The sequence below is a fragment of the Henriciella sp. genome (assembly GCF_029937755.1).
Taxonomy (GTDB): Bacteria; Pseudomonadota; Alphaproteobacteria; order Caulobacterales; family Hyphomonadaceae; genus Henriciella.
In genome coordinates this window covers 55,897-79,157 of the sequence record NZ_JAPYPG010000009.1, presented here as the reverse complement: position 1 = coordinate 79,157, position 23,261 = coordinate 55,897, and the positions used below count along the sequence as shown (strand labels likewise).

Sequence of the window (23,261 nt, the reverse complement as noted above, 5' to 3'; positions counted from 1 at the left end):
AGAAGCTCTTCTTTCCGTTAAATGTGGCGAAGATGAGTGACTCGCAAGAATTCAGGCTCAGTCTACAGGCTGTATTGCGTAATGTGTACGGCAACGAACTGCTTGTGGATGCTGTGGACCGGCTATCGGGTGGAGCCAGCCAGGAAACCTGGCTGCTTCGGCTTTCCAAGGGCAATGCGCCCGAAACCCTGATTCTGCGCCGGGCGCCGGAGGGCGTCGAGAAATCTCCTGATTCGGCAGCAATCGGTCTCGCGAACGAAGCCAAGCTTATCCAGGCGGCTGAAGCGGCTGGCGTTCCGGTTCCGAAAGTTGTCCGGGTTCTTGAGGACGACAACGGATTGGGCGACGGCTTTTTCATGAACCGGGTCGAGGGCGAGACAATTGCGCGGCGCATCCTGCGGGATGAAAAGTTCTCGAAAGCACGGCAGGTCTTGCCGGAGCAATGCGGGAAAGCCCTTGCGGGTATCCATTCGATTGACGTTCAGGCGGGGGATCCGCCGCTCAAGCTTAGCAGTGGTCTCGACCAACTGACCTATTACGAGGATATCTACAAATCGACCGGGGCCTACCGGCCAATATTCGACCTTGCCATGGTTTGGCTGAGGGAAAACGCCCCCGATCCTGTTGCCCCTGTTCTGGTGCATGGGGACTTCCGGCTCGGAAACATCATGGTTGACGAGTCTGGCCTCGCGGCGGTCCTTGATTGGGAGCTGTGCCACATTGGGGACCCGCGAGAGGACATCGCCTGGATGTGCACAAATTCCTGGCGTTTCGGACATGCCGAAAAGCGTCTCGGCGGGTTCGGGGACGTTGAACCTCTTCTCGACGCCTATGCCAAACAGGGTGGCCAGCAGTTTACACCATCTGACATCGACTGGTGGGAAATGCTCGGCAGCATGAAATGGGGCGTCATGTGCATGACGATGTACGAGTCCTTCCGGTCTGGCGCGGACTCCGGGGTTGAGCGCGCGGCTATCGGGCGCCGCGTCTCGGAAACCGAAATGGACCTGATAAACCTGCTGGAGGACCAGCCCCGTGCATAACCAGCCAAGTGTCTCTGAGCTCGTTCGAGCGGTAAAAAACTTCGTGGATAAGACCGCGATGCCTGAACTGTCTGGCCGGTCCGGCTTTCATGCACGCGTGGCGTCAAACGTTTTGGGAACCATCCTGCGTGACCTGGACGCCAGGGAGTCAAACGATACGCGCGAACATGCGCGCCTGGTGGCCCTGCTTGACGCTGACCCCTCTCTGTCGCTTGATGAGCTCAATGCCAAGCTGCGCCAGAAGATCAGGTCGGGTGAACTGACAATTCAGTCGGCTGAACTGATGGATCATCTAAAAAAGACCGCAATTGACCAGCTTAAAGTCGATCAGCCAAACTACTCTGCCCTGACCAAAGCCCTTGAGGAGTAACGATGCGCCGTATCCTGATTGCAGCCGCCATTCTCGTTGTAGGCTGGTTTGCACTGAAGGACTGGGCCTTCGCCTTCATGCTGGGTGAGGCAACGACAGAGCCGGAAGCCCCCGATTATTATTATGATGAAGTCTGGCTGGAGCGGCCGGCAGAGCAGCCGCAAGGTGGATGGGCTGAACCCTGGGGTGTCGATCTCTTCGTCATCCCGCCTCCGGTATCATCCCCGGCCCGCAAGGGTTCCTTGCCAGCCAATCATGAAAAATTGCATGAAGAATATGAGGCCTTGTCAGAGTCCCTGCAGCTCGGTGCCTCCAACCTGACGATCTATACGCCTGCCTATCGTTCCCCATCGCCAGCCTCCAGGGGGCGCATGCGTGACGAAGAAATAAAACTGGCGCAGGCCGATCTGACAGTGGCAATGAAACGGTACCTATCAGCCGAAAACCAGCTGCGCGGCGTCGTTATTCTCGCGACGCCGGATACCGAACCGCTTCTCTATGCGGCTCTCCAGCAGCTTCCCGACACCGAAGAGTTCCGTCAGCGCTTTGGCGGTGTCCTTTTGCCTGACGGAAAAGACACGGAACGATGGGAGGAATTCATGGGCAATTGCAGTCCGGCCTTCGAAGCGTGCGCCATCCAGACAACAATGACAGGTCAGTCTGGCGCCCTGGGCTGGCTGACGCCCAGCCTTCCAAGACAGGCTCAATCCTATGTCGCGGAACCTGAGCTCATTGAAACTATCGAAACACGCCTTCAGACCTTGACCAACTGGCTCGATCTCAACGCCGAGAAACCAGCTGAACCCTTCGATACATGGGCTGCTGATGAAGTGGTCGATGTCGCGCCCATCCATCGCCCGAACGGGGAACAGGACATCTCCGGCGAACGTGGAGACTAGGTCTTGGTTCTCTGCAGGATAGCCGTCGTCGACTGTCCTTCGACAAGGTGCACAATGTGGACCTCACCCCCGTTGGCCTGAACAGTTTGTGCGCCGACGATCGTTTCAATTGTGTAGTCGCCGCCTTTGACCAGCAGGTCTGGTAGCAACATATCAATGAGCTGCTCCGGCGTTTCCTCCTCAAACAGAACCACAGCATCGACTGCCGCGATTCCGGAGAGCATGCGTGCCCTGTCGTTCTCGGTGTTCACAGGACGGGACTCACCTTTGAGGCGGCGTACGGAGGCGTCTGTATTGATTGCAACGACCAACCGGTCGCAGCGAGATCGTGCTTCTTCCAGTAGTTTAAGGTGACCGGGATGAAGGATGTCGAAGCAGCCATTTGTAAATCCGACTTTCAGACCCGCATCCTTCCAGCGGCGGACCTGCAGGAGCGTGGCTTCATGAGAGAGCACCGGGGCCCTGAGATGATGAAATGAAGAGTCGAGCGCTGAACGGATTTCCTCGGCATCGACCGTGGCTGTGCCGGTCTTGGCGACGGCGAGCCCCGAGGCTGTAACGGCCAGTGAGACGGCGTCACTGATCGGCGCGCCGGTGACGATACCAAGTGCAATCGCGGCCATACTGGTATCGCCGGCACCCGAAACGTCGAAAACCTGCTTCGCCTCCCCGCGCTGATGTGTAACCTGCCCTTTCTGTATCCATGACATACCCTTGCCGGCGCGCGTGACGACAATGCGGCTGCCGGGAAGAAACGCTGTGGCCGCCTCAAGTGCGGTGGAGACTTCTTCGTCCGTTCCAGCCTTCAAGCCTGTGGCTGCCGACAATTCCGCCGCATTCGGCTTGACGATATCTGCTCCTGCATAGATCGAAAGATCAATATGCTTGGGATCGACGAGCAAAGGGATTTCATTGGTTTTTGCTGCTTTGAGACATGCTGCAAAGGTAGCCCGCGAAACTGTGCCCTTGGCATAGTCCGATACGATGATCGCCCGGCATTCGGAGGCGGCTTTCTCGATTGCACTACACAGCACCGCTTCGGCGATACCCAGTGTTGGTGAGCTCGTCTCGCTATCCACGCGTAGCAATTGCTGATTGGAGGCAACGAACCGTGTCTTCACCACTGTCGGGACGGCTGAATTGCGCGCCAACCTGGTCTCGATACGTTTGTGGTTTGCGAGCAAAGCATCAAGACTTGCGCCATCCGCATCTTCGCCGACGCAGCCGATCATGATCACATCGAGGCCCATGGCCGCCATGTTGCGCGCCACATTGGCCGCACCGCCCGGCATCTCAACCGTATGCGATTGGCGCAGCACTGGAACAGGCGATTCCGGCGAGATGCGCTCCACTGTGCCGTAAACGAAACGGTCCAGCATGACGTCCCCCACACAGAGGACGCGCTGTCCTTCAGCACGGCTGATCAGCTCTCCCAGATGCTGCTTCATGCCAACTTCCCCTGACTGAAAAGACGTTCTTGCTACGAAACCCGGATCCTTAGTCAATTCCGGCTTCAGGAGCCAGCACTGCAAATCCTGTTGCTGAAATTGATCCGTTCAGGCGCTGGGCGCGTAGTTTGAGGAAAGGCTATTGCGCGGGAGACCATTCTGGCAAACGGAAATACGAAACCGACACTTGTCTGGCTGAGGAATGATCTGAGGCTTGATGACCATCCAGCTATTGCCGCAGCAGACAAGCGGAGCGGTGGGGTCATCTGCGTCTATATTCTTGAAGAGACACAAAGCCTGCGCAAACGCGGCGGAGCTTCGTTCTGGTGGCTGGATAAGTCCCTGAAAGCCTTGCGATCGGACATTTCGGAGCTTGGCGGGAAACTGGTGTGCCGGCGCGGTGATCCCGAGACGATCATTCCGGCGCTTGTCAAAGAAACAGACGCCGGCGCCGTCTATTGGGGACGGCGCTATGGGAAAGCCGAGCGCGAGATCGATTCGCGCATCAAGTCAGATCTCAAGGAGAGCGACGTCGAAGCAGAAAGCTTCAATACTTCGCTTCTGACCGAGCCCTGGGAAATCAAGACGCAATCAGGGGGATACTACAAGGTCTTCACCCCATATTGGCGTGCCGTTCGTTCAGTCTATGAAGCTCCTGCCCCCTGCGCCCGACCAACGTCCCTACAAGGGCAAGGTGTAGAGGGTGAGCGGATCGAGGACTGGGGACTGCATCCGAGCAAACCGGACTGGTCAACCGGTTTCGACAGGATGTGGACGCCTGGCGAAGCGGGCGCGAAGGAACGCCTGGAAAGTTTTCTCGATGAAGGTCTGCGAGCTTACGATAACATGCGGAACCGGCCAGATCGTGATGGCACTTCAGGCCTGTCGCCGCATCTTCATAATGGTGAAATCAGTCCGGCGCAGATCTGGCGGGCTGTGAAGTCAAAGCTCGACCATGGTTTCAAGCAGGATGCCAGTGCGTGGTCTTTTCTGTCCGAAATCGCCTGGCGCGAATTTTCCTACGTCCTCCTGTACTATAACCCCGAGATGGGCTGGGAGAACTACGATAGAAAGTTCGACGCCATGCCCTGGAAGAAGGACACATCAGCGCTGGAAACCTGGCAAAAGGGCCTGACCGGATATCCGATCGTCGATGCCGGCATGCGCCAGCTCTGGGAGACTGGCTGGATGCACAATCGCGTACGCATGATCGTGGCCTCCTTCCTGACCAAACACCTGATGGTTCACTGGCGCGATGGGGAAGACTGGTTCTGGGATACGCTTGTGGATGCTGACCCGGCATCGAACGCAGCGGGCTGGCAATGGACAGCCGGTTCGGGCGCGGATGCATCTCCTTATTTCCGCGTATTCAATCCGATTACACAGGGTGAGAAATTTGACGAGAGCGGGGCCTACGTCCGCCGGTGGTGTCCGGAACTGGCAGACCTTCCGGACAAGGTGCTGCATTCGCCATGGACGGCTTCAAAGGAAGTTCTGGAAAAGGCGAATATCAAACTGGGCAAGACCTATCCTCACCCGATGATCGATCATTCCGAAGGCCGTGCACGTGCGCTTGAGGCCTGGGAAAAACTCAAGACCAAACAGGACGCGGCATGAAGAAGATCGCTATCATCGGGTCAGGTATCAGCGGCCTTGGCGCGGCTTATGCCCTCAAGGACACAGCGGAGATCACAGTCTTCGAAGCTCGCGAGCGTGCCGGCGGCCACTCCCACACTGTTTCCATCGACTATGACGGTACGCCGATCGATGTCGATATGGGGTTCATCGTCTATAACGGGCTGAATTATCCAAACCTGACAGGATTTTTCGACGCGCTGGGCGTCAAGACGCAGCCCAGCGACATGAGCTTCGCAGTTTCCAACCCGGACGGCTTCGAGTGGGCATCGACGCGAGTGGGCATGTTTGCTCACAAGCGCAATCTTTTCCGTCCGCGCTTCCATCGCTTCTGGCGAACGATCCTGAAATTCAATGACATTGCCCGCGCCGAACTCGCCAATGACGAGATCCTGGAGGAAAGCCTTGGTATCTGGTTGAAGCGTCACGGGTTTGATGAGGATTTCTGCCACAACTACATCCTTCCGATGGGAGGGGCGATCTGGTCCACACCACCCGCAGAAATCATGGACTATCCGGCGCGAAGCTTCTTTCAGTTCTTCGAAAACCACCGTCTCATGCATCGCGAACGCCCAAAATGGCGAACCGTAAGCGGCGGCTCGAAAAACTATGTTGGCAAGGTCGCCAACATCCTCGGGTCTCGTCTGAAACTGGACTCAGCGGTCAAACGCATCAGTCGTTTCGACAGGCATGTCCGCCTGGATTTTGCGGATAGTCACAGTCAGATTTTCGATGACGTCATTATTGCCACACACTCCGACACTGCGCGAAGACTGCTTGATGACAGCTTTGGCGAAGAGCAATTCCTCCTCAAATCGGTTCGCTACAGGCCAAACAGGATCTATCTCCATAAGGACACGTCCTACATGCCTGAACGCAAGGCCGCGTGGGCGAGCTGGAACGTGATGGGAAATTGCTCGTCAGAGACGGACATCTGTCTCTCCTACTGGATGAACCGGCTGCAGGGGCTGCCTCGCGAGTGTCCGCTCTTCGTGACACTCAATCCCTCCGTGGCGCCACCGAGCGACAAGGTCTTTGAAGAAGTCGTTTTCGATCACCCTCAATTTGATGGAGCGGCCTACGCCGCCGTTCGATCGCTTGAAAGACGCCAGGGCCGTGACGGCCTCTGGTTCGCCGGGGCCTGGCTCGGCTGCGGATTCCACGAGGATGGTTTGAAGAGCGGACTGCGTCCGGCCCTTTCACTCGGCGGACAGGTGGACTGGGACCCAATTGGCGTGGAGACCGTAGAAATCGATGGCCGCCGCACATCTCACCTCAAGGCTGCCAGCATACAGGCTACGCAGTGACGAATGCCTCCCCTCCCCTGCGGCTCCATCTTGGTCACACGACCCATCGCCGCTTCACGCCTTTTACGTCGTCTTTCCGCTACCGGGTCGCCATGATTGACCTGGACATTGATCGTCTTGAGGCATGCGCCCAACAAACCCGTTTGTTCGGCGTGGAGCGCTCTGCCCTGTTCACGTTCGACCGGAAGGACCATGGGGCGCTTGAACGGACCAGTCTTCGCAGATGGGCTGAAGCCGAACTTGAAGCCGCAAATCTGGAGGTTCCGCGCGGAATGCTCCGGCTCATTACCTTTCCGAGGCATATCTTTTACAAGTTCGCCCCCATCTCACTCTGGCTCTTTCTGGATACTGACGAGCGTCCTGCCGCCATCCTTTACGAAGTCCGCAATACCTTCGGCGAACGCCATACCTACGCGGCCGCGCTGGATGGCCAATGGAGTCGGCATGAAGCTCCGAAGCGCTTTCATGTTTCGCCTTTTTTTGATGTCTCCGGCCAGTATCAGTTTTCGCTTCAATACAATTCTGATGCCCTGCAACTGGGCGTAACGACGATCAAGGACGGAAAGCCCGTTCACATGGCGAGCCTGTCCACAGTCAGCCAGTCCGCCACCGATGCAAATTTGCTTTCCGTTGCGTTCAAGCTGCCTCTGTCCACGATTGGTGTTACATTAGGGATTCACTGGGAAGCCCTGAAACTTTGGGCAAAAGGGGCGCGCTATCATCGTCGCCCCAGCGAGGATGCCAAGGAGCCAACGCTGGCTGTCACGACCGGCCGGCAGAGTTGAGGACGAGGAAAATGAGCACGACATCTGCGATTCACGCCAATGTTTCGGCGCTTAGAGCCCTGAAGAATGTCCCGGCAAGTTTTCGCCTGGCAGGCTTCATGCTGTTGAGGGCGGAGAACGGATCCTTGCGGTTCGACCTTCCCGATGGTTGCTCTATCCTTTTCGATCATGGAAAGCCCGGTCCCGCCGCTGTCGTGGAAGTCCACAGTTTTGACTTCGCCAAAAAGGCATTAGCTGGTGGCGATATTGGCTTTGCAGAAAGCTATATGGATGGTGACTGGTCAACACCCGACCTTACGGCCGTCCTGGAATTCTTCTCTGAAAATTTCGAGGCGGCCGGCAAGCTTGCGGTGGGCGGTTCACTCGTGAAGATTGCCAATAATGTGCGCCATTTCTTCAACCGCAACAGCAAGGCTGGCGCCCGCCGGAACATCATGGCGCACTATGATCTCGGAAACGAGTTCTATGAGTCCTGGCTCGATGAGACGATGACCTATTCGTCTGCCCTGTTCGATCGTCCCAACCTGTCGCTGGAGCAGGCCCAGACCGCCAAGTACAGTCATATCGCAGATGAGATCGGCGCAGGCCCCGACAGCGAGGTTCTGGAAATTGGCTGCGGCTGGGGCGGGTTTGCGGAATATGCCGCGAAGGTCCGGGGGTCGAAAGTCACTTGCCTGACGATTTCCGAAGCACAGAGGGATTACGCTCTCAAGCGGATGCACAAGGGCGGGCTGTCCGACCGCGTGGAAATCCGGCTTGAGGATTATCGCGATCACAAGGGTCAGTATGACGGGATCGCATCGATCGAGATGTTCGAAGCTGTCGGCGAGGCCTATTGGCCAAGTTATTTCGACAAGATCAGGGAGTGCCTCAAGGACAGTGCAAAGGCAGCCCTTCAGATCATCACGATCGATGATGATCTCTTCAAGCGCTACCGCAAACGCGCAGACTTCATTCAGCGCTATATCTTTCCGGGTGGAATGCTTCCCAGCGAGACGGCGCTGAAGTCATCCTTTGCTGAGGCAGGTCTGCGTTACGATGGCGTCCATTATTTCGGGCAGGATTATGCGCGCACACTGAAGATCTGGGCTGACAGTTTCGAAAGCGCCTGGGAGCACATCCAGACCCTCAACTTTGACGAGCGATTCCGGCGTCTCTGGCGGTTTTATCTCAGTTATTGCGAAGCCGGCTTCCGCAACGGTCGCATCAATGTCGGTCAGTTCCAGGTATCGAAAGCCTGATCAGTAAAGTTCGGCCAGTCGATATTCGATTCTCTGGCCGCGCGCATCGAAACTCAGCTGGACCCAACGATTCTGTTCATCATACCAAAGATCGACGGTCAGATCTGACTTGAGGCGATAGTGGGTCGTATTCACGGGTTCGCCATTCACCTCGATGGTGTCGTGGCCAAGATTTGTTACATCAGTCTCGAGCAATTCACCGTTTTCTGTCGACAGAATCTCCGAGCTGAAGACCTGCTGGATATTCCAGTGACTTGAAGGAATGATACTGATGGGGGCAGAGCCAGTGTACCCTGTCCCGTCGACTTTCAGGCTACCGGTGTCTGCTGTCGCTGAAACGCTTTCCTTGTCACCATCATCATTCGTCGATCCTTCGAGCGCAACCAGGTTTCCACCTTCCCAGGTCTCGGTCGCATCAAGGCTGTAGCGAAACAGGGTGATCGGCCCAAGCCCGGCTTTGAGATCGACGTCTGAGGTGGCCTTGAAACTGCCGTCAGAGGCCACGTCGAAGCGCACGATATGCGTGCCGAATTCCTTGTTACCTTTCCGGTAGACATTGAAACGGATCACATCACCGTCATCAGGCATCCAGGCTTCAGGCGCGGACTGGCTGACGGGAGATGTACCTGTCCGGCTTGTGCTTTCGGTGTCTGCAAAAACCGGAGGCGCAAGCAAGCTTGTCGCAAGAAAGGCTGAGACGAAATGTTTCAAGTCAGTCTCCAGAATGGCGTTCTTGATCTAGCAACGTAGCAGGTACATGCCGCGTTCCCGTGTGCGGCCGGACGGTGCTTGAAGCCTGAATCGGCAAGCAGGATCTCACCCTGCTTGTAGATGCCATGCCCATCTTCAAGGGCGCCCTCCAACACCACAGTTGCTTCCAGTGCCGAGTGGCCATGAGAATAGACGTTCTGACCAGGCTCGAGCCGCATCATCTGGCCGACCCGCGCGCTGGTTGGGGCGTACTTCACTCCTGAAAGACCTCGCCGCCATCGGACCTCGGAAAAGTCGGTGTGAATGATGTCGAGGGCATCTGCGACAGGTTCTTCAGGCTTGCAAAGCTGGATACTTTCTCCCTTCGCGTCCAGGAGCACCTCGCGCACGCTCTCCCATAGCAGGGCAGCTTCATCACCCTGGCTCGACATGAGGCGGTGAATGTTCGCAGCGAGCGCCATGGCGGGCGGCAAGTTACCAGCCGCATAATCCAGCATGAACGCGGAGTATGTGTCAGGCGATCTCATTGACTAAAAGGTTTCCAAGCTTTGCACATGTTTGATTTACGTTGGTTCCCCCCATCTGGATCACCGAAACGAGTGTTGTCACTGCAAGAGCACACGGCTACACGATGGATTGGACTGGAGTATGAAACATGGTGTTGAATTCCGTTCTCGAGGCAATCGGGAACACCCCGCTTATCAAGCTCAAGCGCGTCTCTGAGGAGACCGGTTGTACCATTCTCGGCAAGGCTGAATTCCTGAACCCGGGGCAATCGGTCAAAGACCGGGCGGCTCTGGGCATCGTACGTGATGCGGAAGAATCCGGTCTGCTGAAGCCGGGGGGTACCATCGTCGAAGGAACAGCGGGCAATACGGGCATAGGGCTTGCCATGGTAGGGACAGCGCTCGGCTATCGTGTCGTTATCGTGATGCCGCGTACGCAAAGCAGCGAAAAGAAGAACGCCGTCAAACTGCTGGGGGCAAAGCTGATCGAGGTGGACGCGGTCCCCTACTCCAATCCCAACCATTACGCACGCTACTCGGGACGCCTGGCTGAAGAATTGGCCCAGACAGAACCAAATGGCGCCATCTGGGCAAACCAGTTCGATAACGTCGCTAATCGCGATGCGCACTATGAGACCACTGGTCCGGAAATCTGGGAGCAGACGGGTGGAAAGGTGGATGCCTTTATATGTGCGGTTGGCTCGGGTGGGACACTGGCCGGTGTCGCAAAGGCGCTCAAGGAGAAGAGCAAGGCCGTGAAGATCGGCATCGCCGACCCGGGTGGAGCAGCCTTGTTCGAATACTATAAGAACGGCGAGCTGAAAGCCGAAGGCACGTCGATCACAGAAGGCATTGGCCAGGGTCGGATCACCAAGAACATAGAAGAACTTGAAGTCGATTACGCTTACAGGTGCAGCGATACCGAGGCGCTCCACATCCTGTACGACCTCATACAGCATGAAGGCCTATGTCTCGGCGGATCTGCAGGCATCAATGTGGCAGGCGCCGTTCGGCTCGCGAAGGATCTCGGGCCGGGGCATACGATCGTGACCATACTTTGCGACTACGGAAATCGCTATCAGTCAAAACTTTACAATCCGGAATTCCTGCGGTCGAAAGACCTGCCGGTTCCGCCATGGATGGAGGGTGAATAGTGACATCTCCACTCGTTTCCGCGGCCTGGCTGAAGTCCAACATCAACGCCCCTGATATCCGCATCATTGATGCCAGCTGGTTCCCGTCATGGGTCGCAGGTCCCGGTGCGGGCCGAGAGGCTTATGAACGAGCCCACATTCCCGGTGCGGTCTATTTCGACATTGACGATATCTGCGCGACAGATACCGACCTGCCACACATGCTTCCGGATTCCGTGAAGTTCTCTTCCCGCGTTCGTAAACTGGGCGTCGGGGATGGAAACCGGATCGTCGTTTACGACGCGAATGATTTCATTGCGTCCGCGCGCGTGTGGTGGATGTTCCGGGTCATGGGTCACAAGGATGTCTATGTCCTCAATGGAGGACTCCGTGCCTGGGAGGAAGAAGGTGGCAACCTAGAAGACCTGCCGCCTGTCGTGACTGGGGGAAGACACTTTACGCCTCGTGTGCAATCCCACCTCGTGAAATCAGCACGACAGGTCCATCAGGCCGCACAAAGTCAGAGCGTTCCTATCCTCGACGCCCGTCCACCAGGACGATTTGGCGGCACTGAAAGTGAACCACGCGAAGGGCTTCGCTCAGGTCATATTCCCTGCAGCACCAATATCCCATCCAGCAGCCTTGTGGGGGCAGACGGCAAACTAGTTGATGAAGCCGAACTCGCTGCCCTCTTTGAAAAATATCGCTCTGCACCAGTCATCGCGAGTTGTGGATCCGGTGTTTCAGCGGCCGTGATCGCACTGGCGCTCGCGCAGCTCGGAAACTGGGACGCAGCCGTATTCGACGGATCATGGACGGAATGGGCGGGCGATGAAAGCAATCCGGTCGAAACAACCGTGGCATGAAACGCAATACCCGCCTCATCCATAATAAGGCCGGGTCCCCTGGCCGGCGGACGGTTAACCCCCCTATCGAACGTGCCTCCACGGTGATTCTGCCAGATCGCAAGGCGCTTTATTCCCGCAAGCCTGGCTATGGACGGATGGGGCTTTCGGTTCAGCGCGAACTTGAGGTCGCTCTTTGCGAGCTTGAAGGCGCAAGTGACGCGCACCTTACCCCATCAGGCCTGAGCGCATGCGCGGTCGCCGTCGCGTCTGTGGTGAAGGCCGGCGACAAGGTATTGATCTCCGATTCCATCTACGGCCCCTCTCGCCGATTCTGTGAGCGCCGCCTTGCCCGAATGGGCGTCGGTTGCGAACGCTTCGATCCGCGGAAGATACAGGCGCTTGAAGCTCGCCTGAGCGATGATGTTGCAGCCATCTTTCTGGAATCACCGGGCTCGCTGACCTTCGAGATCAGCGATACGCCAGCCATTGTCGCCATGGCAAAGGCGCGGGATATCAGGACAATCATGGATAATACCTGGTCAGCAGGCGTCTTCTGCCAACCCCTATCCATGGGCGTTGATCTGTCGGTTCAGGCGCTGACCAAATACGTTGTCGGCCATGCCGATGCTTTTGGCGGCGCTATCACGGTTAAAGACAAGGCCATCGCCAAGGAGGTGGCTGAGCTTACGGATGATTGGGGAATCTCTCTCGGCCCGGAAGAAGCTTATGCTGCGCTGAGAGGTACGCGAACCCTCATCACCCGGCTGAAGCAGCATGAAACTAGCGCGCTTCAGATCGCCACCTGGCTGGATCAACAGGAAACTGTCAGTCAAGTTATTCATCCCGCGCTCCCATCTCATCCCGATCATGCACTCTGGAGCCGCGATTTCAGCGGCAGTTCCGGGCTCTTTGCCTTCTTGGTCGAGGCGGAGACGGATGCTGAAATTGATGCTTTCATTGACGGCCTGGAACTCTTCAAGCTGGGCTTTTCCTGGGGCGGCTACGAGAGTCTGATCATCCCATGTGACGAGCAGCTTACGCGCTTGCCAGAGGACTGGACCCAGTCGAGGACAGGCCGGCTGATGAGGGTGCATGTCGGGCTGGAAGACGCTGACGATCTGATCGAGGACCTTCACCGCGGGTTCGATGCACTCGACCGCAAAAAAATTCTTGATCTATAGCGCTTTTTTTCCTATCTCCGCGCTCGACAAGCAAGCGAGCTACGACGGTCCCGAAAGGGCGTCAGTACGGGTGAGCCCAACTGTCTTCACTTCATCACTGGCCGAAAGGTCAGTCATGCATGCCGAGGATACTTGGATGACACCGCAACACTTCGCTCTCGCGAGATCGCTGAACCGTAAGGACGTCGCGTCCGACACGGGGCTCTACAATTATTATGACCGGAAGTTCGGGGATTACCTGGCCGCTATTGCGGAACTCATAAGGCCGTAGCGGGCCCAAGCCCGCCGAACCATGCCGCGTTCAATCCGTTGGTGATTGAGCAGTCAATGAGTTCACTGGTTTCAACACCAGTTACAAAGCCGAATTTTTCCGACCATGTTCAAGTCTGATTACGCGTCTCTGGCGCGTCCCGCCATTCTTCCAGATGCCTCAAATCGCACCGGCCTTCCGGCTTTTGCGAGCGTGAACGAGGTGTTGAGTGCCTATGAAGGCGACGACGCCATTTACGTCCTCTATCCGAAGAAGATCGCAGCTGCTGCGCGGACGTTCCTTCACGGTTTTCCGGGAAAGGTTCTTTATGCCGTAAAAGCGAACCCGCATCCGGCGGTGCTCAAGACGCTCTGGACCGCCGGCATTCGGCATTTCGACGTTGCCTCTACGCGCGAGGTCGAACTCGTGAACATGATCGCGCCTTCCGCCAGGATGTATTTCATGCACCCGGTTAAATCCCGGGCAGCAATCCGGCACGCTTACGCCTATGGTGTTCGCGATTTCTCCTTTGACTGCATGGAAGAGCTCCACAAGCTGCTCGCCGAGACCGGCTATGCTGATGACCTCAATCTTCATGTCCGTCTTGCGCTTCCAAAAGGCGACGCGATCATGCCACTCTCGGGCAAGTTTGGGGCCGGTCGTGAAGAGGCTGTCGAGCTACTCAAGGCAGCACGCGCCCATGTTTCCATGCTGGGCATGACCTTCCATGTCGGATCACAGTGCCTCAATACCGCCGAGTACAACCGTGCTCTGGCCTGGAGCCGTTCAATCATCGACGAAGCTGATGTTGCGGTCGATTCGATTGACTGCGGTGGCGGGTTCCCCGTTGCATATCCCGGCATGACGCCAAAGCCGATGGGCAACTATTTCGCCTCTATCCGTGAAGCGCTTCGTGAGCACGGTTTCGATGGCATCCAGATCCTTGGAGAGCCCGGCCGTGCCCTGTGCGCGCAGGGCGGCTCGACGCTCGCGCGCGTGGAGCTCCGCAAGGGTCAGGACCTCTACCTGAATGACGGCAGTTACGGTTCGCTCTTCGATGCGGCCCAGTGCGCCTGGAAGTTTCCCGTCAAGCTTCACCGTTCGGCCCCTCGCCCTAACGGACAGAGCGAGGCGTTCCGGTTCTTCGGCCCGACTTGTGACAGTCTCGATGTCATGGAAGGTCCGTTTGATCTTCCTGCAGACATTGAAGAAGGTGACTGGGTCGAAGTGTGCCACCTCGGCGCATATGGTCAGGCGCTTGCTTCCCGCTTCAACGGCTTTCACTCGGAAACCACAGTCGCCGTAATGGCGTGAACCTTATTCGAAATTCCCCAGCGCGGCGCGTCGCACGTTGAGTGCGGCGCTTTGGCTGGACCCTGCAATAGACGCCCGTTAGAAAGCGGACGAAGAACTTTGGAGTCCCCCTCAATGGCAGAACCAACAAACCGCAAGGCAGAACTTCTCAGCAGTCCTGTCGAGCACGTCGATATTACATCCTTTGACGCCCGGCCGATCATCGAGGCGATGGGTAAGATGTCGTTTTCTTCACGGGATGCCGCACGGGCGACTGAAATCTTCAACATGGCCATCGAAGATCAGGATTGCTCGATCATCCTCACGCTTGCAGGTTCGACCTCGGCAGGCGGTTGCATGGATGTTTACCGTGACCTTGTGAAATATGGCCTTGTCGACTGCATTGTTGCGACGGGCGCTTCCATTGTCGACATGGATTTCTTCGAGGCCCTTGGTTACAAGCACTATCAGGCGCCAGAGCAGGTCGACGATAATATCCTGCGCGATCTCTATATCGATCGCATCTACGACACCTTTATTGACGAAGAAGAGCTCCAGGCCTGCGATCACACGATCTATGAGCTTGCCAATGCGCTGGAGCGCCGCCCCTATTCCTCACGCGAGTTCATCTGGGAAATGGGCCGGTGGCTCAAGGACAATGCCAAGAAGAAGGGATCTCTTGTCGAGACCTGCTATGATCACAATGTCCCGATCTTCGTCCCGGCCTTTTCTGACTGTTCAGCCGGCTTTGGCCTCGTAAAGCATCAAGTCGAAAATCCCGGCAACTACATGTCGATCGACAGTGTTGCCGACTTCCGTGAACTGACCGACGTCAAGATCGAAGCCGGCTCAACCGGCCTGCTCATGGTGGGCGGCGGCGTTCCAAAGAACTTTGTTCAGGACACCGTGGTCTGCGCTGAGATCCTCGGCAAGGAAGTCGAGATGCACAAATACGCTGTTCAGATCACCGTCGCCGATACGCGCGATGGCGCCTGCTCATCCTCCACTCTCAAGGAGGCGGCAAGCTGGGGCAAAGTCCAGACCGTGTACGAGCAGATGGTCTTCGCAGAAGCGAGCACGGTCATTCCTCTGCTGGCCTCTGCCTCCTGGCACAAGGGCGAATGGAAGAAGCGCAAGCCACGTGAATTTGCGAAGCTCTTTCTCTAGATAGCGCTGAAGTATAATTGCTCTCTGATGACGCCGGGACATCTATTGTCCCGGCGTTTTGCATTCGACAATGTGTCGACGCTGCAGAAATCAGAGGAGATCGAGATGTCGGAGCGGATCAAGGTTACGAAATCGGAGGGCGTGGCCGACGTCAAACTGATGCGATCAGACAAGATGAATGCACTGGACGAGGCCATGTTCAGCGCTCTCATCGAGACAAGTGATGCGCTCTCAGAAGATAGTTCCGTTCGTTGTGTTGTCCTTTCCGGTGAAGGCAGGGCCTTCTGTGCAGGCCTCGACATGGGCAATTTCGGCAAGATGGCCGAGGGTAGCGCCGGAGATCCGGCCAGCGGCGGCAAACGCGTTCTCGCTGAGCGCACACACGGGATTGCCAACAGGGCGCAGCAGGCTGTCTGGGGATGGCGCAGCCTTCCCGTACCTGTGATTGCCGCCGTGCACGGTGTGTCTCTCGGTGGCGGGTTCCAGTTGGCGCTTGGCCCGGATATTCGCATTGTTCATCCCGACACAAAGATGTCGATCATGGAGATCAAGTGGGGCCTGGTGCCCGACATGGCCGGAACGGCAATCATGCGAAATCTCTGTCGCGACGATATTCTCCGGGAGCTGACATATACCGGCCGAATTTTCTCGGGCACAGATGCCCTAGGGTATGGTTTCGCAACTGAGCTGAGCGATACCCCCTATGAGCGCGCCATGGAAATGGCCAGGCTGATCGCGTCGAAGAACCCCGACGCCATCAAGGCGGACAAGCACATCTTCAACACTCTCCATCAGATGAGTGACGAGGATGCGCTGGTGCAGGAATCAGTCCTGCAGGACAAGATCATCGGATCGAAGAATCAGATCGAGGCGGTCATGGCTGAGCTGCAGAAACGGCCGGCGGTCTTTGAGGATTGCTGACCGAAACCATAGTGCCAGACACACGAAAGCCGGAGCCCTGGAGCTCCGGCTTTTTTCGTCTGGCTGATCTGGCGCGAGTGACGCGCCCAGTAATCGTGCTTGAAATTAAATTAATTCAACGCACTATGGCACTCAAAACTTCGCTTGTTGTGCAGATTGTTTGCAATTTGTAGTGCAAACTGTGGTGCAGCCCTTTCGTGTTGTCAAAGTTCGACGCTGCCTATCAACGACATTCACATCGCTAACATGATTTGCTGGCCGTTCAAATTCGCGCTGGAGCGTAGCCATGCAACTTTTCGCTCGGGACTGACCCGCGGGTCTGGGTTGATCCTGCTCCGTTACGACAAACCTTGAGTGCTCAGAGGTTCTTTCTTGATTTAAACCCCTATGGGGTATAAGTGGTAGTCATGAACTTTGTTGTCGCAACTCTCGTGACGGTATTTTTCAGCCTGTCGCAGGTGCTCTGCGCGTGTCCCGTCGATATGTCGGCGACGAATAGCATGGCAACCGAGTTCACCGCTCATTCTCACCAGGCGCCCGCCGATGGGCCTGAGGCGCCCTGCGATGATGAGACTGATCACTGCAAGCTTCAGACAGCAACGGTCGCCCAAGCCGACAAGACGGCGAACCCGGTCCAGCACGTATTAGGCGATACGACGCCCATCGGGCTTGCTACACCCTCATGGCAACACGCATGGAAGCGCGTCGTCAATGTCCGCACGCCCTGGCCTGAGGTCCGAAGTTACCTGCTGCAACAAACGCCAGTCACATTGAAGGTGCGTTCCCTGAGCTGATTTCGTGCGTCGCTGCATTAGCAGCCCGATTGCATAAATTCACCTCATGGAGACGATTATGTTGAACAGACGACGTATGTTGCAGACGGTGCTCGGCACCGGCGCAACCTTGGGGGCAAGCAGCCTCCTGCCCGCTTGGGCAAAATCTTCCAGCAACGGAAACCTTGGTGTGCCCTCACTTTCGGGCACGCGCTTCGACCTCGAAATCGGGCAGTTCCCGGTCAGGCTCAACGGCAAAGTCGGTATGGCAACCGGAATCAATGGCACACTTCCCGGTCCGCTCTTGCGGTTGCGCGAGGGCGATGACGTTACAATGAACGTCACCAACCGGCTTGCCGAAGACACTTCGATCCATTGGCACGGACTGCTTGTCCCCTTCCATATGGACGGCGTGCCGGGCGTCAGCTTCCCGGGCATCAAACCGGGCGAAACGTTCAAATATCAGTTCAAGGTGCCGCAAAATGGCACTTACTGGTATCACTCCCATTCTGGTCTGCAGGAACAACTCGGCCATTACGGTCCGATCGTCATAGATCCGGCAGGTACAGACCCAGTGGCTTATGACCGGGAATATGTGCTCGTCCTCAGCGACTGGAGTTTCACGCATCCGCACCGGATCTTCGACAAGCTCAAGAAGAATGCCGAGAGCCTGAATTTCAACCGCCCGACCCTGTCGAACCCAACCGGACTTGGCGGCATGTGGGGGCAGATGCGAATGAGCCCGCGCGATCTCGCAGACGTGACCGGCGAAACCTACACCTACCTGATCAATGGCCATTCGACGGCCGATAATTTCAATATGGTCTTCCAGCCGGGCGAGCGGGTTCGCCTGCGCATTATCAACGCCTCCGCCATGACCCTCTTCAATGTCCGCCTCCCGGGCTTGCCGATGACGGTGGTCCAGGCCGACGGTCTGAATGTCCAGCCGGTTGAGACCGACGAGTTCCAGATGGGCGTGGCCGAGACGTATGATGTCATCATCGCGCCGACCGAAGCGCGCGCCTACGCCTTTGTTGCCGAATCGATCGACCGCTCCGGCCAGGCCGTCGCCACGCTCGGCCCGCGTGCCGGTATGCGGGTCGATGCGCCTGCGCTTCGAGCTGTGCCGATGCTGACCATGCGGGACATGGGAATGGCCCATGGAGACATGGCGGGCATGTCAGGCATGGGGAGAATGGATCATGGTCCGGACACCGCGACGGCCGGGGACGACATGAAAGGCCACGACATGGGTGCCATGTCGATGATGCCCGATCCTCATGGTCCGGCGGTCCAGCCCGTCAAGATTGAAGCAGATATAGAGCGCGGCCCCGGTGTCGCAAAAGTATCAGGCATGACGATGAGCCGCTTGGGCGAACCCGGTCTCGGGCTTGATGATGTCCCCCACCGCACGCTCACCTATAACCAGCTTCGCGCGCTCGACATGAATGAGGACCATCGCCCGCCTGGCCGCGAAATTGTCATTCATCTGACGTCGAACATGGAACGCTACATGTGGTCGTTCGACGGTGTAAAATTCTCCGAGGTAACCGAGTCAATCAAGTTCTACGAGGGTGAACGTGTTCGCCTGACGCTCGTAAACGATACAATGATGCCACACCCGATCCATTTGCACGGCATGTTTTTCGATCTCGTGAATGGCGGTGGTCATCACATGCCTCGAAAGCACACAGTAACGGTCAAGCCTGCAGACAGGGTCAGCGTCGACATCACCGCAGAACATGTCGGTGACTGGGCGTTCCACTGCCATCTGCTTTACCACATGCACGCTGGCATGATGCAGGTCGTCAGCGTCATTCCGCCAGCAGACGATACGACACCAGCTGAAAAAATGCCGGCAGGTCAGATGAATATGCCCATGGACCATCACGGCATGAACCATGGGGAGGGAAAATCATGATGAAACCGAATTTGGCAGCCCCTCTCCTCCTCGGCTTCGCGCTCTACGCGACCGGCAGCGCGTTCGCGGAAGACACAAATCAAACCCCGCCCTGGGATCAGGCCGACGCCATCTACGGCGAGGATGCAATGGCGGACGCTCGCCGGGACGTTCTTGCGGAAGGCGGAGACCAGAAGAGCTTCTACATCCTCTTCAACCAGCTCGAGGCTCAGATGTCTGACGAGGGCGACAGTTTGTACTGGAACGGACAGGCTTGGTATGGGGGCGATATCAACAAGCTCTGGTTCAAGAGCGAGGGCCGCGCCTCTCTGAATGGAGAGGGCGTGGATGATGCCGAGATCCAGGCGCTCTATTCCCGCGCGGTTGCGCCTTTCTGGAATGTTCAGGCGGGCGTTCGCTACGACATCGAACCGGATAGTCTCGCGCATGGGGTCGTCGCACTGAATGGTCTGGCGCCCTACTGGTTCGAAGTCGACGCTTCCGCCTTTCTCAGTGAAAAAGGCGATGTAACGGCCCGCATCGAGGCTGAATATGAGTTGCTCCTGACCCAGCGGTTGATCTTGCAGCCTCGGATCGAAGCAAATCTTTCCGCGCAGGACATACCGGAAAGGGAAACGGGCGCGGGACTTAGCACACTCGATGCCGGCTTGCGGCTTCGTTATGAAATCAGGAGGGAGTTTGCGCCTTATGTCGGCGTCGAATGGCAAAGCGCCTTCGGTGAGACACGCGACATGATCAAAGCCGCAGGCGGTGAAGGCGACGATATCGTCTTTCTCGTGGGCCTGCGGACCTGGTATTAGGAGAACAAAATGGGCGGTTTCATAGAACCCAATATTCACCCCGTGCTGGTGCATTTTACCTATGCCCTCGGCACATCTGCAGCCTTGGCATATGTGGCTGGCCTCCTCGTACCTGCAGGCCGCTGGCGCGACAGCCTTCGACCGGCCGCCGACTGGATGCTGGCATTGGCTGCCTTGGCGGTTCTGGCCACCATCGCGGCCGGGTTTCAGGCCTATTACAGCGTTGCTCACGATGCGCCGTCCCATGAAGCGATGACAACCCATCGCAACTGGGCTGTTCCCACGGGCCTCGCATTACTGGCCCTCGCCGGTTGGCGCTGGCTGAGAAGGGCCTCGTCGCCCGGCCCGGTATTTGCGATCAGTGCCCTGGCGGTGGCAGGTCTTTTGCCGGTTACAGCGTGGTGGGGAGGCACAATTGTCTACAAGTACGGACTTGGCGTGCAGACCCTTCCTGAAGCCAGCGGGCCAGGCCACGATCATGATCATGGCGGCGGAGCCGGTCATGGCGACCAAGGCACCGTAAATTCAACAGACGATCATCAAGACGCTCACGGAGCGCCTCCATCCGACACGATGGATGGATCATCGGCGAGCGGCGATGGACATGATCACGACCATACCGACGGTGCAGCTGATCGAGAAATGTCAGGCACGGTCCCCGCCGGACACGACAACTCCGACGGCCATCACGACACCAAACCGGTCTCGACTGATGAACAGGCGATCCTGGATATCATGGCCGCGATCGAAACCGGTTGGGAGACCGGCGATGGCGAACTGTTCCGACAGAACTTTCTCGACTGGTCAGGCGCCCGGTACTTTGAGTCAGGCGGCGAGAATACTGGCCTGCTCGACCTTGTCGAAAATCATGTCGAGCCCGAAAAAGATACCATTCCGGATCTCGAACTCGACTTCTCGAATATAGACGTGCAATTCGAGGGAAGTGACTTTGCATGGGCTGTCGCGGACACAGCGATCAGTGGAACGTTCAGCTCCAATGGCGAACGCCTGGAGCGTATCGGGAAACAAACGGTGCTGTTCCGCAAGGTCGCCGGCACCTGGCAGGTCATTCACACGCACTCGTCCTCTCGTGCGCCGCGATAAGGAGGAAATCCAAACTGCCGCGTGCTGGCCAAGTTGAAATGCAATCGGCAAGCGGCGATGATATTGAGTATACCCCATATGGGTATTAGGTCATGACTGTCCTGTCCTTCCCCCAGAAACCCTACTTCAAACTGGCCCATAAAGTGCGGGCTGGACATTGGTTTGAAGCTGACGCTGCTGCTTTTGTGAGCACCGAAGGCGACGTCACGGCACGGGTCGAGGCCGAATATGAGTTGCTGCTAACCCAGCGTCTGATCCTTCAACCCCGCTTAGAAGCGAGCCTTTCTGCTCAGGATATGCCTGACCTGCAACTCAGTTCTGGTTTAACCAGCGTTGATGCCGGCCTGCGCCTTCGCTACGAAATTGTTCGCGAATTCGCGCCATATATTGGCGTCGAATGGCAAAGCGCTATTGGCGATACCGCAGACTTCATTGAGGCGTCTGGAGGCGAAAAAGATCAAACGGCATTGCTCGTCGGTGTGCGAACCTGGTTCTAAACATGATGGAGATCTAAATTGGCCGATATGGGGCATATGATTTTCGGCAATCTTGGCGCGCTGATTTTTTGGGGCGTCCTGGCATTGCTGATCTATGTCGCTGTGCGTGCGACCATCAATCGGGACGGGGCGGACTCCAAGTCCAACGACCCGGTCGATATCCTCCGGCGACGATATGCGCGCGGCGAAATAGACAAGGAAGAATTTGATCGTCGCATGAAAGACCTGAGCTAACGTCGCTTGCAGACCCCACAATTCTTGAGGGGTCAGGCAAGTGTCCGGCGTATCACCCAGACAATGCCAGTCGCTGAAGATAGCGACGCTCACGCATATGGCTAACTGGGAGGCGCTTTTGGGCGATTTGATTGAACCGAACCTGCATCCGATTCTGGTGCATTTTGCCTATGCGCTTAGCCTCACGGCTTTGGCCTCTTATGTGTTGGCCGCCTTTTCGCCTGTCGAGCGATGGCGAGAGACTCTGCGCCCGGCCGCGGACTGGATGCTGGCCTTTAGTGCGATCGCAATCGTGCTGACAATCGCGGCAGGATTTCAAGCCTATTACACGGTAGATCATGACGCGCCGTCGCATGCAGCGATGACCACCCACCGCAACTGGGCTGTACCATCCGGCCTCGCCATCCTCCTATTGGCGGCCTGGCGATGGACGGGAAGAGCAAAAGCCGCCTCAGGCATTTTCGTCACAGGCTTGGCTGCGGCCGCGCTCGCCTTAACCGTCACGGCCTGGTGGGGCGGCAAAATCGTCTATGGCTACGGCCTTGGGGTCAAAAGCCTGCCGCAGGTGACAGGAGATGGCCACGACCATGATCATGGCGGCGGCGGCGTCACGGCAGATCATGATATGGATCCCATGCCAGATTTAGCGCCGACCGCGGCTGCCCATGAAAACTCCGATGGCCATCACGACGTCGCTCCAATCAGTCATGACAATAGTGATGGGCACCATGATGGAGACAGCCCGTCCACAACACCCGCGCCACAAGCTGGATCGCCGGCGAGCGTCGCTGACGCTTTCGGCGAAGCGTTAAAAGCAGGTGATGAGGCGGCGCTGCGCGCGCTGTTTTCCCCCGACGTCGTGATCGCTGAGGGCGGCGGCGCCGAGCGCTCATTCGAAGAGTATGCCGGCCATCATATGCCCGCAGACATGGCTTATACAGCCGCGGTTTCATTCGATCTCAAAGACCGAAACATTCTCGAGAATAGCGATATCGCTACGGTGATCTCTCAATCGGAGATTAATGGCGCCTATAGAGGCGAGCCCGTGCACCGCCAAGCTATGGAAACCATGGTTCTCAAACGCGACGCTGGGGTCTGGAAGATTCACCATGTCCATTGGTCATCCGCGCCGATCACCGAAGATCACGAGCACTGATAAATGGCTGGGGGTGGCCAAACACAGCTTGCGGACCC

24 protein-coding genes are annotated in these 23,261 nt (G+C 57.1%); 21 read left to right on the top strand and 3 right to left on the bottom strand.

The window, feature by feature from the left end; all coding sequences use genetic code 11:
- Positions 1–32 precede the first annotated feature (32 nt).
- From Q1K29_RS16255 to Q1K29_RS16245, 3 genes are read left to right on the top strand one after another with little or no spacing between them, the layout of a single operon-like run.
- Complete coding sequence (locus Q1K29_RS16255; RefSeq protein ID WP_300396156.1) at positions 33–1,043, top strand: phosphotransferase family protein; 1,011 nt, start codon at positions 33–35, stop codon at positions 1,041–1,043.
- Between the two features lie 58 nt (positions 1,044–1,101).
- Complete coding sequence (locus Q1K29_RS16250) at positions 1,102–1,413, top strand: DUF6285 domain-containing protein (protein ID WP_300396154.1); 312 nt, start codon at positions 1,102–1,104, stop codon at positions 1,411–1,413.
- 2 nt (positions 1,414–1,415) lie between these two features.
- Entirely contained in the window at positions 1,416–2,312 is an 897-nt protein-coding gene (locus tag Q1K29_RS16245) for a hypothetical protein (protein ID WP_300396152.1), read from the top strand.
- Here Q1K29_RS16245 and rfaE2 read toward each other — a convergent pair.
- A complete protein-coding gene (gene rfaE2 / locus Q1K29_RS16240; RefSeq protein ID WP_300396150.1) occupies positions 2,309–3,760 on the bottom strand; it encodes a D-glycero-beta-D-manno-heptose 1-phosphate adenylyltransferase in 1,452 nt (483 codons plus the stop codon). The genes Q1K29_RS16245 and rfaE2 overlap by 4 nt on opposite strands.
- Before the next feature lie 141 nt (positions 3,761–3,901).
- Here rfaE2 and Q1K29_RS16235 point away from each other — a divergent pair, with 141 nt between their 5' ends.
- The 4 genes from Q1K29_RS16235 to Q1K29_RS16220 are packed head-to-tail and all read left to right on the top strand — an operon-like array spanning position 3,902 to position 8,728.
- A complete protein-coding gene (locus tag Q1K29_RS16235) occupies positions 3,902–5,377 on the top strand; it encodes a deoxyribodipyrimidine photo-lyase (protein WP_366524226.1) in 1,476 nt (491 codons plus the stop codon).
- Positions 5,374–6,702: an FAD-dependent oxidoreductase gene (locus Q1K29_RS16230; RefSeq protein ID WP_300396148.1), complete on the top strand. Its 1,329-nt coding sequence runs from the start codon at positions 5,374–5,376 to the stop codon at positions 6,700–6,702. The genes Q1K29_RS16235 and Q1K29_RS16230 overlap by 4 nt, the downstream gene beginning before the upstream one ends.
- On the top strand, positions 6,699–7,487 hold the full coding sequence (locus tag Q1K29_RS16225; RefSeq protein ID WP_300396146.1) for a DUF1365 domain-containing protein: 789 nt from the start codon (positions 6,699–6,701) through the stop codon (positions 7,485–7,487). The genes Q1K29_RS16230 and Q1K29_RS16225 overlap by 4 nt, the downstream gene beginning before the upstream one ends.
- Before the next feature lie 11 nt (positions 7,488–7,498).
- Positions 7,499–8,728 (top strand): cyclopropane-fatty-acyl-phospholipid synthase family protein, encoded by a 1,230-nt coding sequence (locus Q1K29_RS16220; RefSeq protein ID WP_300396144.1) that lies wholly within the window; start codon positions 7,499–7,501, stop codon positions 8,726–8,728.
- On the opposite strand, the gene Q1K29_RS16215 is transcribed toward Q1K29_RS16220, so the two are convergent.
- Both Q1K29_RS16215 and Q1K29_RS16210 read right to left on the bottom strand, forming a co-directional pair.
- Positions 8,729–9,439 (bottom strand): DUF6134 family protein, encoded by a 711-nt coding sequence (locus Q1K29_RS16215; protein ID WP_300396142.1) that lies wholly within the window; start codon positions 9,437–9,439, stop codon positions 8,729–8,731.
- A complete protein-coding gene (locus tag Q1K29_RS16210; protein WP_300396140.1) occupies positions 9,436–9,966 on the bottom strand; it encodes a cupin domain-containing protein in 531 nt (176 codons plus the stop codon). The genes Q1K29_RS16215 and Q1K29_RS16210 overlap by 4 nt, the downstream gene beginning before the upstream one ends.
- 128 nt (positions 9,967–10,094) lie before the next feature.
- On the opposite strand from Q1K29_RS16210, the gene Q1K29_RS16205 reads away from it, so the two are divergent.
- The 14 genes from Q1K29_RS16205 to Q1K29_RS16140 all read left to right on the top strand — a co-directional run bounded on the left by Q1K29_RS16205 (position 10,095) and on the right by Q1K29_RS16140 (position 23,223).
- The gene (locus Q1K29_RS16205; RefSeq protein WP_300396138.1) at positions 10,095–11,099 is read left to right on the top strand and encodes a cysteine synthase A; all 1,005 of its coding nucleotides are present in this window, start codon (positions 10,095–10,097) and stop codon (positions 11,097–11,099) included.
- Positions 11,099–11,944: a sulfurtransferase gene (locus tag Q1K29_RS16200; RefSeq protein WP_300396136.1), complete on the top strand. Its 846-nt coding sequence runs from the start codon at positions 11,099–11,101 to the stop codon at positions 11,942–11,944. The genes Q1K29_RS16205 and Q1K29_RS16200 overlap by 1 nt, the downstream gene beginning before the upstream one ends.
- On the top strand, positions 11,941–13,107 hold the full coding sequence (gene metC / locus Q1K29_RS16195) for a cystathionine beta-lyase (protein ID WP_300396134.1): 1,167 nt from the start codon (positions 11,941–11,943) through the stop codon (positions 13,105–13,107). The genes Q1K29_RS16200 and metC overlap by 4 nt, the downstream gene beginning before the upstream one ends.
- Before the next feature lie 136 nt (positions 13,108–13,243).
- Complete coding sequence (locus tag Q1K29_RS16190; protein WP_300396132.1) at positions 13,244–13,378, top strand: hypothetical protein; 135 nt, start codon at positions 13,244–13,246, stop codon at positions 13,376–13,378.
- A 105-nt stretch (positions 13,379–13,483) separates the two neighbouring features.
- Positions 13,484–14,671: a type III PLP-dependent enzyme gene (locus Q1K29_RS16185; RefSeq protein WP_300396130.1), complete on the top strand. Its 1,188-nt coding sequence runs from the start codon at positions 13,484–13,486 to the stop codon at positions 14,669–14,671.
- A gap of 114 nt (positions 14,672–14,785) precedes the next feature.
- The gene (locus Q1K29_RS16180) at positions 14,786–15,817 is read left to right on the top strand and encodes a deoxyhypusine synthase (protein ID WP_300396128.1); all 1,032 of its coding nucleotides are present in this window, start codon (positions 14,786–14,788) and stop codon (positions 15,815–15,817) included.
- A gap of 105 nt (positions 15,818–15,922) precedes the next feature.
- Positions 15,923–16,738 (top strand): crotonase/enoyl-CoA hydratase family protein, encoded by an 816-nt coding sequence (locus Q1K29_RS16175; RefSeq protein ID WP_366524225.1) that lies wholly within the window; start codon positions 15,923–15,925, stop codon positions 16,736–16,738.
- A gap of 407 nt (positions 16,739–17,145) precedes the next feature.
- Positions 17,146–17,532, top strand: a complete 387-nt coding sequence (locus tag Q1K29_RS16170) for a hypothetical protein (RefSeq protein ID WP_034813575.1) — start codon at positions 17,146–17,148, stop codon at positions 17,530–17,532.
- 58 nt (positions 17,533–17,590) lie between these two features.
- Positions 17,591–19,432 carry a copper resistance system multicopper oxidase gene (locus Q1K29_RS16165; RefSeq protein WP_034827486.1) on the top strand — a complete coding sequence of 614 codons (1,842 nt, stop codon included), beginning with the start codon at positions 17,591–17,593 and terminating at the stop codon, positions 19,430–19,432.
- A complete protein-coding gene (locus tag Q1K29_RS16160) occupies positions 19,429–20,232 on the top strand; it encodes a copper resistance protein B (protein WP_034813580.1) in 804 nt (267 codons plus the stop codon). Before Q1K29_RS16165 ends, Q1K29_RS16160 begins: the two co-directional genes overlap by 4 nt.
- 9 nt (positions 20,233–20,241) lie before the next feature.
- Positions 20,242–21,336: a DUF2231 domain-containing protein gene (locus tag Q1K29_RS16155; RefSeq protein WP_300396123.1), complete on the top strand. Its 1,095-nt coding sequence runs from the start codon at positions 20,242–20,244 to the stop codon at positions 21,334–21,336.
- Between the two features lie 92 nt (positions 21,337–21,428).
- Positions 21,429–21,833, top strand: a complete 405-nt coding sequence (locus tag Q1K29_RS16150) for a copper resistance protein B (RefSeq protein WP_084397004.1) — start codon at positions 21,429–21,431, stop codon at positions 21,831–21,833.
- 27 nt (positions 21,834–21,860) lie between these two features.
- Positions 21,861–22,067: an SHOCT domain-containing protein gene (locus Q1K29_RS16145; protein ID WP_084397002.1), complete on the top strand. Its 207-nt coding sequence runs from the start codon at positions 21,861–21,863 to the stop codon at positions 22,065–22,067.
- 118 nt (positions 22,068–22,185) lie between these two features.
- Positions 22,186–23,223: a nuclear transport factor 2 family protein gene (locus tag Q1K29_RS16140; RefSeq protein WP_273053825.1), complete on the top strand. Its 1,038-nt coding sequence runs from the start codon at positions 22,186–22,188 to the stop codon at positions 23,221–23,223.
- Positions 23,224–23,261: the final 38 nt, after the last annotated feature.

What these genes read in the sequence shown, in the direction of transcription:
- Q1K29_RS16255 (WP_300396156.1), top strand. Translation starts at nt 33, where the DNA reads ATGAGTGACTCGCAAGAATTCAGGCTCAGTCTACAGGCTGTATTGCGT.
- Q1K29_RS16250 (WP_300396154.1), top strand. Translation starts at nt 1,102, where the DNA reads ATGCCTGAACTGTCTGGCCGGTCCGGCTTTCATGCACGCGTGGCGTCA.
- Q1K29_RS16245 (WP_300396152.1), top strand. Translation starts at nt 1,416, where the DNA reads ATGCGCCGTATCCTGATTGCAGCCGCCATTCTCGTTGTAGGCTGGTTT.
- rfaE2 (WP_300396150.1), bottom strand. Translation starts at nt 3,760, where the DNA reads ATGAAGCAGCATCTGGGAGAGCTGATCAGCCGTGCTGAAGGACAGCGC.
- Q1K29_RS16230 (WP_300396148.1), top strand. Translation starts at nt 5,374, where the DNA reads ATGAAGAAGATCGCTATCATCGGGTCAGGTATCAGCGGCCTTGGCGCG.
- Q1K29_RS16220 (WP_300396144.1), top strand. Translation starts at nt 7,499, where the DNA reads ATGAGCACGACATCTGCGATTCACGCCAATGTTTCGGCGCTTAGAGCC.
- Q1K29_RS16210 (WP_300396140.1), bottom strand. Translation starts at nt 9,966, where the DNA reads ATGAGATCGCCTGACACATACTCCGCGTTCATGCTGGATTATGCGGCT.
- Q1K29_RS16205 (WP_300396138.1), top strand. Translation starts at nt 10,095, where the DNA reads ATGGTGTTGAATTCCGTTCTCGAGGCAATCGGGAACACCCCGCTTATC.
- metC (WP_300396134.1), top strand. Translation starts at nt 11,941, where the DNA reads ATGAAACGCAATACCCGCCTCATCCATAATAAGGCCGGGTCCCCTGGC.
- Q1K29_RS16190 (WP_300396132.1), top strand. Translation starts at nt 13,244, where the DNA reads ATGACACCGCAACACTTCGCTCTCGCGAGATCGCTGAACCGTAAGGAC.
- Q1K29_RS16185 (WP_300396130.1), top strand. Translation starts at nt 13,484, where the DNA reads ATGTTCAAGTCTGATTACGCGTCTCTGGCGCGTCCCGCCATTCTTCCA.
- Q1K29_RS16180 (WP_300396128.1), top strand. Translation starts at nt 14,786, where the DNA reads ATGGCAGAACCAACAAACCGCAAGGCAGAACTTCTCAGCAGTCCTGTC.
- Q1K29_RS16175 (WP_366524225.1), top strand. Translation starts at nt 15,923, where the DNA reads ATGTCGGAGCGGATCAAGGTTACGAAATCGGAGGGCGTGGCCGACGTC.
- Q1K29_RS16170 (WP_034813575.1), top strand. Translation starts at nt 17,146, where the DNA reads ATGAACTTTGTTGTCGCAACTCTCGTGACGGTATTTTTCAGCCTGTCG.
- Q1K29_RS16165 (WP_034827486.1), top strand. Translation starts at nt 17,591, where the DNA reads ATGTTGAACAGACGACGTATGTTGCAGACGGTGCTCGGCACCGGCGCA.
- Q1K29_RS16160 (WP_034813580.1), top strand. Translation starts at nt 19,429, where the DNA reads ATGATGAAACCGAATTTGGCAGCCCCTCTCCTCCTCGGCTTCGCGCTC.
- Q1K29_RS16155 (WP_300396123.1), top strand. Translation starts at nt 20,242, where the DNA reads ATGGGCGGTTTCATAGAACCCAATATTCACCCCGTGCTGGTGCATTTT.
- Q1K29_RS16150 (WP_084397004.1), top strand. Translation starts at nt 21,429, where the DNA reads ATGACTGTCCTGTCCTTCCCCCAGAAACCCTACTTCAAACTGGCCCAT.
- Q1K29_RS16145 (WP_084397002.1), top strand. Translation starts at nt 21,861, where the DNA reads ATGGGGCATATGATTTTCGGCAATCTTGGCGCGCTGATTTTTTGGGGC.